The 16,214-nt window shown below is 67.4% G+C and carries 12 protein-coding genes; 11 read left to right on the top strand and 1 reads right to left on the bottom strand.

The features are described from left to right. Window positions 1–77: 77 nt before the first annotated feature. From GPA04_RS09650 to GPA04_RS09625, 6 genes are all read left to right on the top strand, one after another. Window positions 78–1,073 (top strand): ABC transporter permease, encoded by a 996-nt coding sequence (locus GPA04_RS09650; protein WP_156223853.1) that lies wholly within the window; start codon window positions 78–80, stop codon window positions 1,071–1,073. Next, window positions 1,070–2,002 carry a carbohydrate ABC transporter permease gene (locus GPA04_RS09645; protein ID WP_156223852.1) on the top strand — a complete coding sequence of 311 codons (933 nt, stop codon included), beginning with the start codon at window positions 1,070–1,072 and terminating at the stop codon, window positions 2,000–2,002. The genes GPA04_RS09650 and GPA04_RS09645 overlap by 4 nt, the downstream gene beginning before the upstream one ends. Window positions 2,003–2,072: 70 nt before the next feature. Continuing rightward, entirely contained in the window at window positions 2,073–3,704 is a 1,632-nt protein-coding gene (locus tag GPA04_RS09640) for a type 2 periplasmic-binding domain-containing protein (protein ID WP_156223851.1), read from the top strand. A 499-nt stretch (window positions 3,705–4,203) separates the two neighbouring features. Further along, window positions 4,204–5,706, top strand: coding sequence for a heparinase II/III family protein (locus GPA04_RS09635; RefSeq protein WP_206674171.1), 1,503 nt, complete (start codon window positions 4,204–4,206; stop codon window positions 5,704–5,706). Window positions 5,707–5,746: 40 nt separating this feature from the next. Then, window positions 5,747–6,973 (top strand): AGE family epimerase/isomerase, encoded by a 1,227-nt coding sequence (locus tag GPA04_RS09630; protein ID WP_162458574.1) that lies wholly within the window; start codon window positions 5,747–5,749, stop codon window positions 6,971–6,973. Between the two features lie 136 nt (window positions 6,974–7,109). Beyond that, window positions 7,110–8,150, top strand: coding sequence for an aldo/keto reductase (locus tag GPA04_RS09625; protein ID WP_241680698.1), 1,041 nt, complete (start codon window positions 7,110–7,112; stop codon window positions 8,148–8,150). A 695-nt stretch (window positions 8,151–8,845) separates the two neighbouring features. Here GPA04_RS09625 and GPA04_RS09620 read toward each other — a convergent pair. Then, complete coding sequence (locus GPA04_RS09620) at window positions 8,846–9,688, bottom strand: IclR family transcriptional regulator (RefSeq protein ID WP_162458573.1); 843 nt, start codon at window positions 9,686–9,688, stop codon at window positions 8,846–8,848. Window positions 9,689–9,846: 158 nt separating this feature from the next. Between GPA04_RS09620 and GPA04_RS09615 the strand changes: the two genes are divergently transcribed. The 5 genes from GPA04_RS09615 to GPA04_RS09595 all read left to right on the top strand — a co-directional run bounded on the left by GPA04_RS09615 (window position 9,847) and on the right by GPA04_RS09595 (window position 16,125). Continuing rightward, on the top strand, window positions 9,847–10,722 hold the full coding sequence (locus GPA04_RS09615; protein ID WP_241680697.1) for an ABC transporter permease: 876 nt from the start codon (window positions 9,847–9,849) through the stop codon (window positions 10,720–10,722). Between the two features lie 119 nt (window positions 10,723–10,841). Next, a complete protein-coding gene (locus tag GPA04_RS09610) occupies window positions 10,842–11,684 on the top strand; it encodes a carbohydrate ABC transporter permease (RefSeq protein ID WP_206674170.1) in 843 nt (280 codons plus the stop codon). Between the two features lie 32 nt (window positions 11,685–11,716). Next, complete coding sequence (locus GPA04_RS09605; RefSeq protein ID WP_156223846.1) at window positions 11,717–13,348, top strand: extracellular solute-binding protein; 1,632 nt, start codon at window positions 11,717–11,719, stop codon at window positions 13,346–13,348. A gap of 6 nt (window positions 13,349–13,354) precedes the next feature. Then, the gene (locus GPA04_RS09600; protein ID WP_156223845.1) at window positions 13,355–15,217 is read left to right on the top strand and encodes an FAD-dependent oxidoreductase; all 1,863 of its coding nucleotides are present in this window, start codon (window positions 13,355–13,357) and stop codon (window positions 15,215–15,217) included. Continuing rightward, window positions 15,214–16,125: an FAD-dependent oxidoreductase gene (locus tag GPA04_RS09595; protein WP_156223844.1), complete on the top strand. Its 912-nt coding sequence runs from the start codon at window positions 15,214–15,216 to the stop codon at window positions 16,123–16,125. The genes GPA04_RS09600 and GPA04_RS09595 overlap by 4 nt, the downstream gene beginning before the upstream one ends. Window positions 16,126–16,214 lie beyond the last annotated feature (89 nt).

Here is a 16,214-nt window from a genome sequence, read left to right as displayed (position 1 = left end):
CACTTTCGGCACGAGGGAGAGCCAGTGAGGACCACTGCGCACGCCCCACCGCCCGCCGTCGGGCGGCGGGGGGCAGCATGACGACGACCGCTGGACGGCAGGCCACCACGCGGTCTCGCAAGCTCCGCCCGGACGGCGCCCGGACGCCGGCTCGGCGCCCCGGGCAGAGCTGGTGGGCGCGTCTGCGGCGCGATCACCCCGTGCTGTTGCTCGCGTTGCCGGGGATGGCGGTGATCGTCGTCTTCCAGTATCTGGCTTTGGGCGGCAACGTGATCGCCTTTCAGGACTACCAGCCCTACCTCGGTATAGACCGCAGTCTCTGGGTCGGCTTCGAGAACTTCTCGATCCTGTTCAACGGCGACCCGCGATTCCTGCAGGCTCTCGGCAACACGCTCTACATCACGCTGCTGCAGACCGTCTTCGTCTTCCCGGCGCCGATCGTGCTGGCCCTGCTGCTGAACAGCCTGGTCTCCAACAAGATCAAGCAGACGGTGCAGTCGGTGCTCTACCTGCCGCACTTCCTGTCCTGGGTGATCGTGGTCGCGGTGTTCCAGCAGGTCCTCGGCGGCGCTGGCATGATCAACAACTTCCTGCGTGCCAACGGCTGGGACACCATCAGCATCATCGGCAACCCGGACGCCTTCTACGCACTGATCACCTCCCAGGTCATCTGGAAGGACACGGGCTGGGCCACCATCTTGTTCCTGGCGGTGCTGTCCCAGATCGATCGCTCTCTGTATGAGGCCTCGGCCATGGACGGCGCGTCCCGCTGGCGCCAGATCTGGCACATCACCCTCCCGGGCATGCGCTCGATCATCGTCCTGCTGCTGATTCTCAAGCTCGGCGACTCCCTCTCGGTCGGCTTCGAGCAGCTCATCCTGCAGCAGCAGGCTGTCGGACGAGACGTGTCCGAAGTCCTCGACACCTACGTCTACAACAACGGCGTGATCGGCGGTGCCTGGGGCATATCCGCTGCCGTCGGTCTGGTCAAGGGGGTGGTCGGGCTCGTGCTCGTCCTGGTCGCGAACAAGGTTGCCCACGCTCTCGGCGAGGAAGGGGTGTACCGCGCATGAGCAGCGCCGAAACCGCAAGCTCAGCTCGCCGCACCGGACGCTCAGGCGCGCTGATCGACGGCGTCCCTCGGCCCGGACGCGTGGAGAACGTCATCAAGGCTGTCGTGCTGACGGCCATCTGCGCCGTCGTGATCCTGCCCTTCATCGGCATCATCTCCACGAGCTTGGCTCCGGCCGACCAGGTCACCCGAGCCGGTGGGTTCGTGCTGCTCCCCGAAGGGATCGACCTCACCGCCTACCGCTCGATCCTCACCGGCGGCGTCGTCACCCGGGCGCTCCTCATCAGTTCCGTCGTCACGGCCGTCGGGACGGCGCTGAGCCTGACGCTGACCGCGATGCTCGGATGGGCGCTCTCGCGTCGCGGGTCGATCGGGAACCGACCCCTGCTGCTGCTGGTGCTGGTCAGTCTGCTCTTCAACCCCGGGATCATCCCCAGCTACCTCGTCGTCCAGCAGCTGGGGCTGCTCGACACCCTCTGGGCGATCATCATCCCGACCTCGGTGTCGGCCTTCAACGTCATCGTCGTCCGCGCCTTCTTCGTCGGCCTGCCCCAAGAAGTGATGGACTCGGCCCGCATCGACGGCGCCGGGGAGTGGAAGCTGTTCGTCCACATGGGGCTGCCGTTGGCGCGACCCGTGCTGGCCGTCGTCGGGCTGTTCTACGGGGTCGGCTACTGGAACGCGTTCTTCAACGCCCTGCTCTACATCTCCGACTCGGCGCTGTGGCCGCTGCAGCTGGTGCTGCGCACCTACGTCGTCGACGGCACCCAGCTGGGCGCCCAAGATCTCGGACCCGAGGTCTCGCTGCCGCCGCAGACCACGATCCAGATGGCGATCCTCGTCATCTCGATCATCCCGATCCTCATCGTCTATCCCTTCCTGCAACGCCACTTCGCCAAAGGCATGCTCACCGGCGCCGTCAAGGGCTGAACCCGCCGGGGCCATCGCACCACCCCGCTCGCACAGTCGCGGCCGGGCCCTACCACCAAGGAGTAACCACGTGTCAGAGATCCGAATCGACCGCCGCCGCCTCCTGCAGAGCACCCTCGCCCTGGGCGGCCTCGCCGCGCTCGGGGTCAGCATGTCGAGCTGCAGCAACGACGGTCGCGGCGACGGCGAGTCCCCGTCAGGGAGCAGCGGCGGCAGCGTCGCGCTACCGACCTACGTCCCGTATCCGGGGTTCACCGCGGACCTCTCCGGGGACGGGCTCACCCCGGCCATGCTGAGCTACCCCTCGAACCCTGAGCCTGTGACCGATGGGCCTCCCGGCGACGGCCAGGACTTCGGGGCGTTCGCACTCACGAACACTCCCATCCCGCCCGCGCTCGACCAGAACCAGTTCTGGCAGTCGCTCAACGAGCGGCTCGGCGCGGGCATGTCGGTCTCGCTGGTCCCCAGCGGCGACTTCACCGACCGCTTCCAGACCACCGTGGCCGGCGACCGGCTCCCCGAGCTGTTCACCTACTGGCCCAAGGGCATCCCCGGGCTGCCCTCGCTCCTGCGCGAGCGCGCCGCCGACCTGACCGATCTGCTCAGTGGCGACGCGATCAAGGCGTATCCGTTCTTAGCTTCCATTCCCACAGAGAGCTGGAAGTCCGCCGTCTACGGAGGGCGCATCTACGGGGTTCCGATCGCCCGAGCGGTACAGAGCACGGTGGTGCTCTACGGTCGCACCGACCTACTCGCGCAGCAGGGGATCGACCCGTCGCCGTCGTCCTGGGATGAGATGCACGCGATGTTCGCGGAGGTGAGCTCGTCCAACACCTGGGCGTTGGCGAGCGTCCCGATGCAGATCATCCGTCAGTCCTTCGGTGTGCCCAACGGGTGGTCGATCGATGACGGCGGTACGTGGACCAGCGCCTTCGAGCACGAAGCTCAGCTCGAGGCGCTGGAGGCAGGGCGCAAGCTGGTCGAGGACGGCCTCGTCCACCCCGACACCACATCCTCGGACAACCAACAGCGCAAGACCTGGACGGTGGCCGGCACCACCTGGTTCGTCGAGGACACCTTCAGCGGTCGCCCCGCGTTCGCGAACATGGCGGCCACGCCGGTCGATGTCGACGTCGTCCTGCCGCCACTGGCAGGGGGCGGTGGCATGGCGCCGATCTGGCTCGGCGCCCCGACACACAACCTCACCGGCATCAGCCTCAAGGCGGGAGATCGCGTCGAGGCCATGCTCGACGTCCTGAATTGGTTGTCGGCGCCGTTCGGCAGTGCCGAGCACCTGTTCAAGAACTACGGAATCGAAGGTGTGCACTACGACGTCGTCGACGGCGAGCCGGTCCTGAACGACAAAGGTCGCAGTGAGACCAAGCTGGGGATCGAGTACCTGGGTCAGGGGCCGTTCGTCTCCTACCTTCCCGGCTTCCCCGATGTTGCCGAGTCGATGTTCGAGGTTCAGCGCGAAGCGATCCCGACCGCCGTCGCCAATCCGGCGGCGACGCTGTTCAGTGAGACCGAGTCACGCAAGGGGACGCAGCTGAGCACCACCATGACCGATCTGGAGACCGACATCCTGCAAGGTCGCAAGCCGGTCTCGGCATGGACCGACGCCGTCGCCACCTGGAAGCAAGACGGCGGTGACGCCATGCGTCAGGAATTCGAGCAGGCCCACGCCGAGAACGTGGGCTGACGCCGATGGCGGGCGGCGCAGGCGGTCCCTGCGCCGCCCTGCCGCTCCTCCGAGCTCATCTCTCATCACCATCTACGAAGGACACCGCAGGTACATGTCAGAGCACGGCAATACGTCGTACACACTCCAGGTCTCCACGACTGCGCCGGACTGGGACCGCGTGCGTCACCGCGCGGCTGCACCAGGCTGGGCGCAGGACACCGTCGCAGCACTCACGACAGATTTCACGGACTGGGCTCAGCGTCTGCGCATACCCGGCCCCGAAGGGCGCAGCGCCTGGACCCACCACTATTTCTGTGACGACGACGGCGCGGGGCTGCGGTTCGATCCAGACAACCCCTGGGAGCACGCCTGTCCCGCATGTGGACGCCTCTACCGCGGCGAGCCCTGGGACGGCGCGTGGCGGACCCGGATGCACAACACCGCGGCCGCTCAGGTGCAGCGCGCCGCGATCCTGGCTCGCATCGGTGACGCCGACGTGCGTGCGTACGCCGTCGAGGTGCTCACCGCCATCGTCACCCACTACGCCACCCACTACAGCGCGTACGAGTTGCACGGGGTCAACGTCGGCAAGGCGAGGGTGACCCCGCAGAATCTCGACGAGTCGATCTGGGCGATCGGGATACTCCGCTCGGTGCGGTGGGCCGGCCCACTGCTGTCTCCCGCGGTGCACGATGCCGCACGGTCGCTCGCCGCTGAGGTCACAGCCGTCCTCGAACCCCAGCTCGGGATGATCCACAACATCCACTGCTGGATCGTGGCCGCGCTGGCGGAGTGCGCCGTCACCACCGACAACGAGCGACTGCTCAGCACGGCGGTTGACGGTCCGTTCGGTGCGCGCAACCAACTGCTCGAGGGGATGCATCCCGAGGGTCTGTGGTTCGAGATCAACCCGCACTATCACTTCTACACCGTCAATGCGTTGCTCTCCTTCGTCGAGACCGTCGGTACGCAAGCACTGTCGGGTGAACCGCTGTCGCGGCTACGGCGGGCGGTGTCGGCACCGGCACAACTGGCCTATTCGGACGGCCGGATTCCGGCCTACGGCGATGGTTGGCCGGACACGTTCCTCGGCACCTTCGCCCAAACGGCAGAGGTAGCCTCCGCGCTGCTGCCCGGAGCGGGACCGGAGATCGTCGCTGACTACGTCGACGACCGGCCTGCCCCCGTGCAGTTGTGGGCCGGCGCCAACCACGTCGGCGGTCCCGCGCCGCGACGGTCGGGACGCTACAGCGTCGGAGCTCTGCTGTACGGCGCAGACACGATCCCGGATCGAGGCGCGGCCGGAGCCTCTTCCTTCGTGTGGCCTGGGCCGGGTATCGGGGTGCTGCGGGGAGCAGGTGTTCGACTGGGATTGCGCTTCGGTCCCGACGCCGGCTGGCATGACCACCACGACAAACTTGCCGTCGACGTCGAGCTCGGCACATGGCGCAGCCTCGACCTCGGGACGAGCGGCTACGGAGCCGCCATCACCCGGTGGATGCGCTCACAGGTCGCGCACAACGTCGTCGTGGTCGGCGATGCCGACCAGCCGAAGCACGCGGGTGAGCTCGTCGAGTTCGATGACGGGTCGCTCGTCGCCCGCAGCACGTGGAACGGCGCCGAGGTCAGACGCACCCTGGGCCTGACCCAGGACGGATGGACGGACGAGATGGACATCGTCTGCGAACCCGGAACGACGCTGGAGTGGGTCTTCCACGGCGACGGCGTGGTGCTGGCTGCTGGTGGCGATGCTTTGGAGTTCACCGACGACGATCTCGGCCACGGCTGGCTCGCCGACGTGAGGACGATCCCCGCGGTGCGGGGCCGAGTCAGCGTGCGTTGGGACCACGAAGACGCTCCGGGTCTCGACCTCGAGCTGCCACCCGGCTGGAGCGCCTACCGTGCACGCGCGGATGCGAACCCGACCGGACTGCTGCTGGGCGTCGTCGGCGCGAAAGGCCCGGCTGAGGCCAGGACGATACTTCGGGCGAGGTTCACCCGCCGTCGCAGCCGCTCGTGAGAAATGCGTGCGAGTCTCGCTGCAGGTTGGAGACGACGCCGTGACGGCACCCGTCGTTGGGGACGTCCCACCGTGGTCGAACCAAGCTGAGCATCTGGCCTGGTTACGCCGCGAGTCGTTCAGGTTGCTCGATTTCGGAACCGGCGGCGTGCTCCCGGTCGGTGGTTTCGGGTGGATCGGCAGCGACGGGAGAGCGATATGGACCGCACCGGCACCGCTGTATGTCCAGGCGCGGATGGCCCACTGCTATGCCCTGGGAACCATGATCGGCCATCCTGACGCGGCGGACCTGTGCGCTCAGGCACTGACTGGCATCGCGCTGAACCAGCACCCCGCGGGAGGCTGGGCGAGCAACTATGCGGAGGGCGACCTCTTCCGAGATGGGTATGCGCACACCTTTGTCCTGCTTGCGGGTGCGACGCTGACGAGCGCCGGGATGGAGGCTGGCCCAGAGCTGCTGGACTCGGCCCTGGAGAGCATTGAGCGCTTCTTCTGGGACGAGGAATTGGGGGTGCTGCGGAACGAGGCTAGGTCCCCAGACAGTGAACCCGCCCGGTACGTGGGCGCCAACGCCAACATGCACTATGTCGAGGCACTGCTCGCAGCCGGGGCGGCGACGGGGGAGAGCGCGCACTGGGACCGGGCGGAACGGATCTCGCAGGTCTTCCTCGATCGCGCCCGCGGGAACGACATGCGTCTGCCCGAGCACTTCGATGGCGACCTGGCTCCCCTCCTCGACTTCAACGCGGAGTCACCGCACGACCCGCTCAAGCCCTACGGCTCGACGATCGGGCACTGGTTCGAGTGGTCGCGCCTGGTCCTTCAGCTCGCGCGAACGACGGGCAGATCCGCCACGACCCGCGAGGAGTTGCTCACCGTGTCGGAGCAGCTGTTCGACCGCGCTGTGACCGAGGGTTTCGAGCCGGGTACCGCACCCGGGTTCGTGTACACCGTGGATTGGAGCGGTCGGCCGGTCGTGCGCCAACGCCTGCACTGGGTGTTGTGCGAGGCGCTCCAGGCGGCAGTGACGTGGTGGCACGCCACCGAGGAGCCCCACTACGAGAGGCTGTACAACGACTGGTGGGCTCTCGCCGACACCTGGTTCATCGACCGACAGCACGGGTCGTGGCTGCATGAACTCGACGGGCGCAACCGTCCCGACGGACAAATCAGGAGGGGCAAATCCGATCTTTACCATGCGCTGCAGGCCACGCTTGCACCTTATGGAGGTGTCTTTCCTGCTATTGCGGAGAACGCCCGGTCCTAGATTTGTGCTGGGTAGACATGACGACCAGGAAGGGCGCGGAAGTATGTCAACTCTGAGGCAGTCCAGGTCTTGAGATCTTTGATAGGGAGGATTCTCTATACTGCCTCTTAGTGGATTGGTTCGTTATGATTAGCGGGTGGATATCACTCCCTCCTACCGCGCCAATGGCGACCGCTACTCGACCATGACCTACGCACGAGCTGGGGCTTCGGGGATCCAGCTCCCCCGCATCTCACTCGGGTTATGGCACAACTTCGGCGATGCCAGCGACCGCCTGGTGCAGCGCGAGATGTTGCGCACCGCGTTCGACAACGGGGTCACGCACTTCGACCTGGCAAACAACTACGGACCGCCCTACGGCGCCGCCGAGGAGAGCTTCGGACGCCACTTCGCGGCCGACTGGCGGCCCTACCGGGACGAGTTGCTGATCTCGTCCAAGGCCGGCTACGACATGTGGCCGGGCCCCTACGGTGACGGCGGGTCACGCAAGTACCTCGTGGCCTCGCTCGATCAGTCGTTGAGGCGCATGGGCCTGGAGTACGTCGACGTGTTCTACTCCCATCGGCGCGATACCAAGACGCCGCTCGAGGAGACCATGGGTGCGCTCGACTCGATCGTGCGCGCCGGCAAGGCCCTGTACGTCGGAATCTCGAACTACAACGCTGCCGACACGGCGCGCGCAGCGGAGATTCTGCGCGGCCTCGGCACAACGCTGACGCTGCACCAGCCCCGTTACTCGATGCTGGACCGTTGGATCGAGCAGCCTGGGGCCAAGGGAAGTGACGACGAGCGGAGCCTGCAAGACGTGCTGGACGAGTCCGGCGTCGGTTCCATCGTGTTCTCGCCGCTTGAACAGGGGCTGCTGACTTCGCGCTACCTCGAAGGTATCCCGGCGGGCTCGCGCGCGGGTCGTGAGGGCAGCCATCTGAGCAGCGACAACCTGACACCCGACCGGCTGGCGAAGGTCTGTGCGCTCGCCCCGATTGCGCAGGGGCGCGGCCAGAGCATCGCCCAGCTCGCTCTTTCCTGGGTGTTGCGTGGCGGGCGCGTGACCTCAGCGATCGTTGGCGCGTCCTCGGCCGAGCAGTTGCTCGGCACGGTCGCGGCCGGCTCCGCACCGGACCTCACCGACGACGAGATCGCCGCTGTCGAAAAAGCCCTCGCCGTCACCGCTTGAGGGTGTGCAGTAGCGACGGGCGATGCCGAGCTGCTGTTGACAACAGTGACAGACGGCCCGTCCGGGGCTCGCACGTGCAGGTCAGCGGCCCGTCGCTGGAGTTTCTCATCCTTCCCAGAGTGCCGACCGCACCGTCGCGCCCCGCGCTCAACGTCCTAGCCCGAGTGGCGTGTGCGCGGGTCAGAGCGTTGGGCTGGCACATCTGCATTGGGTTGCCATCCGGGCGGGGTGATTCGACTGACGCAATGCGCAGGCCAATACTGGTAGCTCTGCGTATCAAGGCCCGTCCTGTGGTGGTTGCCGCACTGCCCGCAGGCAACTCGGACGAGCCGTGTTCTGGCCGAGAATCCAGGACCATCACAGCGAGGGCCATTACTCGCTGGAGTTGGAGGTGCGGGCCCCGAGGTTAGGGACGAAGAGCAGGTCTATGCCGCAGAGGCCGAGCTTGCGGCGGACGGCTTCAACTTCGTCCGGCAGGCGGTGAGTCATGGTCCGACTGCTTGGCGCGGCTCGAGCGCGAGCGTGCGGGTCGGAACCTGGAGGTCTGGATCGACCTCACGGATCAGGTCGTAGCGGTGCGGAGTTGCCATTCGACTCTCTGGTGACTTGGTCCGGCGTGGGACGCGCGGCGGATCAGACATCGGTGACGTGTCGACGAGTCTGGCGGGCAGTTTGGGTGCGTCGGGGCGGTCGTTCTAGGACGTCGTCGGTGGGACGTCAATGGCTGTGCGGGCGATCCCGCGGACCGTCTCGCGGTCAGGACGAGGGACCGGCGGCGAATCACAACCAAGATCCGCGGACAGTCGGACCGCTTCGGGCCACAGGACCTCGACGAGCTCGGCGACGGCGTCGCCGTCGAGGGTCCACGGCACGGACACACCCACGGAGTAGTTGGGTAACTCCGATCCGATCCACACCGGTACCGCTACGGCGGTGACCTGTGGTGGATGGGCAGGGGTGGAAGGTCGGCGACGCACCGCGACACCGACCTCTGCGATACGAGCCAGCTCGTCGAGCCAGCGCTGCGGCGACGAGGCAGGTTCGGCGCGGACGGCTCGGGAGACGTGGCCCGGCCAGTCCTGCCGTGGCCCGAGAGCGACGAGGACTCGACCCGTGGCCAGCGCGAGGGGTAGCTGTCGCGCGGAGCCGGTGGGTTGGACGACAATTTCGGCGGTCCCCGCAGCTGTGGCCACGGCGCAGGCGTGCTGCCCTGCCATCGTCGTCAGGGTCGCGGCGTGACCGGTTGCCGAGGCGATGCGCTCGACCGTCGGCTGCATGAGATCGACGAGAGCGCGTCCCGAGTCGAGATGGGAGGCGAGGAGCAGCACTCCTGGCCCCAATCTGTAGCGACCGTCAGAGCTGGTCACGTAACCCAGCATTGCCAAGCTCTTGAGCAAGTTGTGGACGGTTGACGTCGGCATCCCGTGACGGTCGGCCAGCTGGGAAACACCGACGGTGCCCATCTCGGCCACGGACTCCAGCAGAGCCATGGCGCGCCCGATCGCCTGGACGGGCACGCTGTCGTCGCTCTTGACCATCGACCGACCGTTCTCTAGGCTTCCCACATCACCACAAGGGTATCCCATCATATGGGAAGACGCAAGTCGACGACGACACGAAGGAGCGAGCCTTGAGCAGACAGGCCACCGCTGCCACCCGGCGCAGCACCTTGCCGGCTCGGCTTCGTGAGCAGTGGTTGCTCACCCTGTTCACGCTGCCGGGCCTTGCGCTGCTGCTCGCGTTCCAGTACTACCCCCTTCTCGGCAACGTCATCGCGTTCAAGGACTATCTGCCATTCCTCGGCGTGTGGGACTCCCCCTGGGTAGGGCTGGACAACTTTGCCCCGCTGATCTCGGGCGACCCGCGGTTCATGAACGCCTTGCTGAACACGCTCCTGATCACCCTGGTGCAGACAGTCGTAGCCTTCCCAGTTCCGATCATGCTCGCGTTGGCTCTCAACGCGCTGGTGTCCGAGCGGGTCAAGCGGGTCGTGCAGTCGATCCTGTATCTGCCGCACTTCCTGTCGTGGGTGATCGTCGTCGCGCTGTTCCAGCAGTTCTTGGGTGGGTCAGGGCTAATCAACAACACGCTGCGCGCGAGCGGGCTGGACCCGATCCACATCATCGGGAATCCCGACGTCTTCATCGCTCTGCTGACCGCACAGGTCACCTGGAAGGACGCAGGCTGGGCGATGATCCTGTTCCTCGCTGCGCTCTCTCGGATCGACGCCGAGCTCTACGAGGCCGCGGCAGTCGATGGCGCGAGCCGAGGCCGGCAGCTCTGGCACATCACCTTGCCGGGGCTGCGGGGGATCGTGGTGCTGCTGCTGATCCTCAAACTCGGCGACTCGCTCAGCGTGGGCTTCGAGCAACTGATCCTTCAGCAGGCTGCGGTCGGCCTCGACGCGGCCGAGGTCCTCGACACCTACGTCTACAACAACGGTATCGCGGGCGGCAACTGGGGACAGTCCGCCGCCGTGGGACTCGTGAAGGGGATCGTGGGCGTGGTCCTGGTCCTCTCGGCGAACAAGGTGGCCCATCTCTTCGGCGAGGACGGGGTGTACAAGCGATGATGCAGCTTGAGAGCCCTACGCGACCACTCACCGCGTCGGACCCGTCGCCGCAGTCCCGTCGACGGACAGTCCGCCGCGCGCCTGGCACCGGCAGCTATCGGGAGCGGCAACATCCGCTCATGCGCATCCTCACCGCGCTCGTCATGGCGGCGGCGTGCGCGTTGGTGCTGGTCCCCTTCGCCGGCATCATCTCGACGTCGCTGGCGCCCAGCGACCAGGTCACGCGCAGCGGCGGCATGGTGCTCATCCCCGAGTCGATCAGCCTGGACGCCTACCGCTCGGTGCTCTCGGGAGGCGTGGTCACGCGAGCACTGCTGGTCAGCATCGGCGTCACCGTTGTCGGAACCGCGGTCTCGCTCAGCGTGAGCGCCCTGCTGGCCTATGCCACATCACGGCGCCACATGGTCGGACGCACCGCGGTCGTCACGCTGATCCTCCTCAGCCTTCTGTTCACCCCGGGGATGATCCCGTCCTACCTCGCTGTGAAGGACTTCGGTCTCATCAACAGCTACGCCGCGCTGGTGCTGCCGGTCGCCCTGAGCGCGTTCAACGTCATCGTCATGCGCGCCTTCTTTCTGGGACTCCCCGGCGAAGTGACCGACGCGGCCCGCATCGACGGAGCGAACGAGTGGCAGATCTTCACTCGCATCGCGCTACCCCTGTCGCGCGCCATGCTCGCGGTCGTCGGCCTCTTCTACGCGGTCGGCTACTGGAATGCCTTCTTCACCGCGCTGCTCTACCTCGACGACGCCGCCCGGTGGCCGCTGCAGCTCGTGCTGCGCACCTACGTCGTCAACGAGAACCCGTTGGGCGCCGCCGACCTGGGGATCGACCGGCTTCCCGCCCAGCCGTCGTTGCAGATGGCGATCCTCGTGACCTCCGTCGTCCCGATCCTGTGCATCTATCCGTTCCTGCAGCGGCACTTCGCCACCGGTGTGCTCACCGGGGCCGTCAAGGGCTGAACCACCCGTCGCATCCACTGAAAGAGATCACCATGAAGAGCACCTCGTCGCGATCCGTGCTGTCCCGTCGTCATCTGCTCGGCCTCGGTCTGACGACCGCGGTCGCCTCCGGGGCCTTGGCCGCCTGCACGTCCTCGGGCACCAGCGGCACCGGCGGCCCAGCCTCCGCCGTCGACACCGACATCCTGCCGACCTACCGGTCGTTCGACGAGGTCGTGCCCGATCTGGCACCACAGCCTGGTCTCACCTCGAGCGGGTTCTTCCGTTACCCCGATCCGGTGGCCTTCTCCGACAGCGCTCCCGGTGACGGGCGTCCCATCAATGCGATGGTGCAGACCTTCCTCGCGATCCCGCCGGCGCTGCCACAGAACGCGTACTGGCAGGAGATGAACCGGCGCCTCGGATCCGATCTGTCGCTCTCGATCACACCGGCCGGTGAGTACGCCGCGAAGTTCGCGACCGCGGTAGCCGGGGGAACGCTGCCCGACATGTTCCACGTGGGGCCGACACCGTCCCTGCCCGCCTTCATGGAGGCCCGCGCCACCGACCTGACAGACCATCTGTCCGGCGACGCCATCCTGAACTATCCCGGGCTGGCCAACCTGGAGACCGACTGCTGGAAGCAGTGCGTCATCAACGGCAGGATCATGGGCATCCCCATCGCACGCGGCATCATCGGCGTGCCCGTCCTCTACGCCCGCTCGGACGTGCTCCGGGAGCGTGGCATCGACGAGGACCCCGCGAGCTTCGCCGACCTGCTCGAGCTGTGTCGAGAGCTCACCGCTCCGCAGGCCAACACCTGGGCACTGACAGGAGTGCCGATGGCGTACCTGCGCGGCATGCTCGACCTGCCGGAGCGATGGGCGCTCGAGGATGGTTCCTTCGTCTCCACCCTCACCGACGAACGCCATCTCCAGGCGCTGGAGGCAGGCCGCGCGCTGGAAGCCGCTGGAACGGTCAACCCCGACTCCGCCGTGGCGCCGCTCTCGCAGAAGAAGCAGTGGCTGGCGGCGCAGACGTGCGCCCTGCACGCCGACTCCTTCGTCTCCTGGTTCGGCCTCTATCAGCAGAATGCGGGTCTGGACGGTTTCGAGATCCACGCGCTGAGTGTGCCGGGTTACGACGGCGGTCAAGGCAGCCAGGTGCAGCCGATCCCCAACGTCGGCATCTCCGCCATCAACATCGATGCCGCTGACCGGGTCGAGTCGCTGCTGGCCGTGGCGAGCTGGTTCGCCGCTCCGTTCGGGACCGAGGAGTACTTGTTCCAGAAATACGGCATCGAGGGGACGCACTTCACCTGGGACGACGGCGACCCCGTGGTCGATCCCGACACGGCGAACCAGGTCGAGCTGGGCACCCGGTACATCGCCGACGCCACACGAGTGCTGTACGCCCCCGGCCGGTCCGAGGTGGTCGAGCAAGCCTATGACTACCAGAGCCGCAGCAACACCAAGGTCATCAAGGACCCGACGCTCGGGCTGTACAGCGAGACTGCCAGCCGGCACTACGACTCCCTCAACGGGGCGCTGCTCTCGCTCGAGCTCGACATCCTCGCAGGACGCGAGCCGGTCACGGCCTGGACTGCCGGTGTCGAGGAATTCATGGCGGGTGGTGGCACCGAGATCATCGACGAGTACCGCCGCGCGCACGCCGAGGCGGGCTGAGGCCGCGTGGAGGACCTCACGGTCGACGTGTGCGTGGTCGGCGCCGGCACCGGCGGTGTGATGGCGGCGATCGCCGCGGCCGAGAGCGGAGTCCGCGTCATCGTCCTGGAACGCGATACCCGCGTGGGTGGCGTCGGTGTCCGCGCCGGCATCCACCGCTACTACATGGGGACCAAGGGGGGAATCCAGGACGAGGTGGACCGAGCTGCTCGCGAACGGGCGCGTCGACTCGGCCGCCGTGCGCGAGGCTTCCATCCGGACGCTCTCTGGCTCTCGCTGCAGGAGCGGCTCACCCGACTCGAGGTGCCGATCGTCTACGGAGCGGTGGTGGCCGAAGTCCTCTGCGAGGGGCGCCAGGTGGTCGGAGTCGTGGCGGAGACCGAGGAGAACGCGGTGACGGTGCGGGCCGCGGTCGTGGTCGACGCGACGGGCGACGGCGATGTCGCGGCGCTCGCAGGGTGTCGATTCACGTTGGGCCGGGACTGGGACGGCGCTCAGCACACGTTCTCCCTCGTGCCCCGCGTCGTCGACGATGACGGACTGCTCTTCTACCGCAACTTCGACGTCGGCTGGGTGGACACGACCGACCCACGGGACGTCTCCCGGGCGTACCGTGACGGACGCTCGCTCTGGTGGCGCGACGGAGCAACCCCACGCACGGAGCATTACATCGGCGCCGCCAGCCAGCTGGGAGTGCGCGAGGGCCGCCTCATCGAGGGTGAGCACCGACTCTCGCTCGAGGAGCTGATTGAGGACCCCCCGTTCGCGGACACCGTGACGCGGTGCCAGTCACACATCGACACCCACGCCTACGACTACGCGAATGAGAGCGACCTTCTGCAGGTCTGGTTGGGTGTCTTCGGGCTCCGAGACGTCCGGTTCATCAGCAGGGTCCCGTACCGGAGCCTGGTGCCCCGAGATGTCGACGGTTTGCTGATCGGCTGCAGGGCGCTGTCGGTGACGCGCGACGCCGGGATCGCTCTTCGCATGCAACGCGATATCCACAAGATCGGGGAGGCGGCGGGCACGGCCGCCGCGCTGTGCGTGCGGGCTGAGTGCTCACCACGGCAGCTCGACGTCACGCTGCTGCAGCAGGACCTGATTCGTCGGGGTGTCCTGAGCCAAGCGGATCTGGACGCACCCAGCCGCGTCGGGATCGACCCACCCGGCCAGGCCGACGCCCCGGACATCGTGACGACCGAGCTCATCGCAGCACTTGGTGGCTCCGGACGCGGTCGCGCGATGTGGTGGCTGCACCGACGGGGACCGCAGGTGCTCGGACCACTCAGGATCGCTGCGGCATCGACGCGAGCAGCCCGGGCCGACGATGTCGCGCTCGTCCGCGGGCTGCTCGGCGACCGCGACGCGGTGCCGGCACTGGTCGACATGGTCACGCGACGCGTGGGCGCGACGCTGGAAGGTGGCCAGGTCGACCGCGCGGAACCGACCTGGGTGGCTGCCCTGATCGTCCTTCGCCTGATGCGCCACCCGGCCGCCGCCCGCGATGCCGTCACGGCGATCGTCGCCGAGCAGGCGAGCTCTGACCTGCTCCACCTCCTCCGCTACCTCGGTGATGTCGCGGACCAGCTGCCGCCGGACGTCCGCTCCGCGGCGGTCGTGGCCGTGTCGGACCTGGTACGACGCCCCGCTCTGGGAGAGGACTTCATCGCGCAGGGGTCGGGCACCCCACCCGTGCGTGCGCCCAGCACCTCCCACCGATGGGGCCTTGAACTGCTCAGCGCCTACGTGCTCGAGCGCCTCGGTCACGAGCAGAGCGCCGTGTGGCACTCGTACGAGCATCACGACCGTGCCGTGGCTCGCACGTATGCGACCCGCCTGCGCGCCCGGCTGAAGGATGTCGCTGCATGAGCCAGGACCCCAGCGACCCGGTCGTCGTTGTCGGAGGCGGTCTCGCGGGCGTCTCGGCGGCGTGGACGCTCGCCCGTCACGGCCAGCGAGTGACCGTGCTCGAGCCGAGCGGCGCCCTGGGCCGCGAGATCACCAGGTCGCGACTGGTCCGGTGGTCGCCGGAAGAGACACCCGTCGAGTTCTGCGGTGAGCTCGCCGACCGGCTCAAACGCTTCGACGCCGTCGAGGGTGGTGTTCTCGATCCGGTCGCGACGGCCCACGTGCTCGACCGCATGCTCGCAGATGCGCATGTCGAGGTGCTTTTGCACGCCTGGGTCACAGGTCTGGATCTCGCGGAACCTGAGCGACCCAGGGTGCAGTTGGCGACCCGTGGGGGCCGGGAGGAGATCCGGTCGCACGCGGTGATCGACGCCTCGCGCGGTGGCCGTGCCGCCAGGGCGGCAGGGCGGCGGTGGGGGAGTCGCGGGGCGACGATGCGACTGGATCTTTTGTGGTCGTCACCAGCCGGCGCCGTGAGCCAAGGGCAGATGCATGTCGAGGTGTCCGGACGGCCCGTGCGTGTGAGCTGGTACCCGAGTCACTGGCAGGACGAGGTCTTGGTGTCGGCTGTCGCCTCTGTCGACCTCGCCGAGCTCGACGTCGTCGCGACGGTGGCAGATGCGCTCGTACGACCGTCGAGTCCTCTGGCCGGTGGTGGGTTGCTCGCGCTGGCGGATGAGCCCCTGCACTCGGTGCGTCTCCAAAAAAGCTCGCTCCAACCAGCGCTCACTGTCCACGGCTGCTGGGATCGGGTGGTCGATCTGCCGATCGACGACGATCACGCATGGCTGACGGCCGCTGCGCTCGACGGCTTCTCTGCCGCCTCGCGTGTCCTCGGGCAATGGCCTCGACCGCCGCACCCGGTATGACTGCGACACAGACCCTTCGCGGCGAGCGGGCTTCGTCGTCTACTCGTCTTCTCCGCCTCCTTGACCAACTCTCGGTGTTCCGCATCGGC

The sequence above is a fragment of the Pseudactinotalea suaedae genome (genome assembly GCF_009733815.1).
Taxonomy (GTDB): domain Bacteria; phylum Actinomycetota; class Actinomycetes; order Actinomycetales; family Beutenbergiaceae; genus Pseudactinotalea; species Pseudactinotalea suaedae.
This window is presented reverse-complemented; position numbering and strand designations above follow the sequence as displayed.

Bases quoted from the DNA above. Each gene is read 5' to 3' on its own strand.
- GPA04_RS09650 (WP_156223853.1), top strand. From the start codon at position 78: ATGACGACGACCGCTGGACGGCAGGCCACCACGCGGTCTCGCAAGCTC.
- GPA04_RS09645 (WP_156223852.1), top strand. From the start codon at position 1,070: ATGAGCAGCGCCGAAACCGCAAGCTCAGCTCGCCGCACCGGACGCTCA.
- GPA04_RS09620 (WP_162458573.1), bottom strand. From the start codon at position 9,688: ATGGTCAAGAGCGACGACAGCGTGCCCGTCCAGGCGATCGGGCGCGCC.
- GPA04_RS09610 (WP_206674170.1), top strand. From the start codon at position 10,842: ATGCGCATCCTCACCGCGCTCGTCATGGCGGCGGCGTGCGCGTTGGTG.
- GPA04_RS09605 (WP_156223846.1), top strand. From the start codon at position 11,717: ATGAAGAGCACCTCGTCGCGATCCGTGCTGTCCCGTCGTCATCTGCTC.
- GPA04_RS09595 (WP_156223844.1), top strand. From the start codon at position 15,214: ATGAGCCAGGACCCCAGCGACCCGGTCGTCGTTGTCGGAGGCGGTCTC.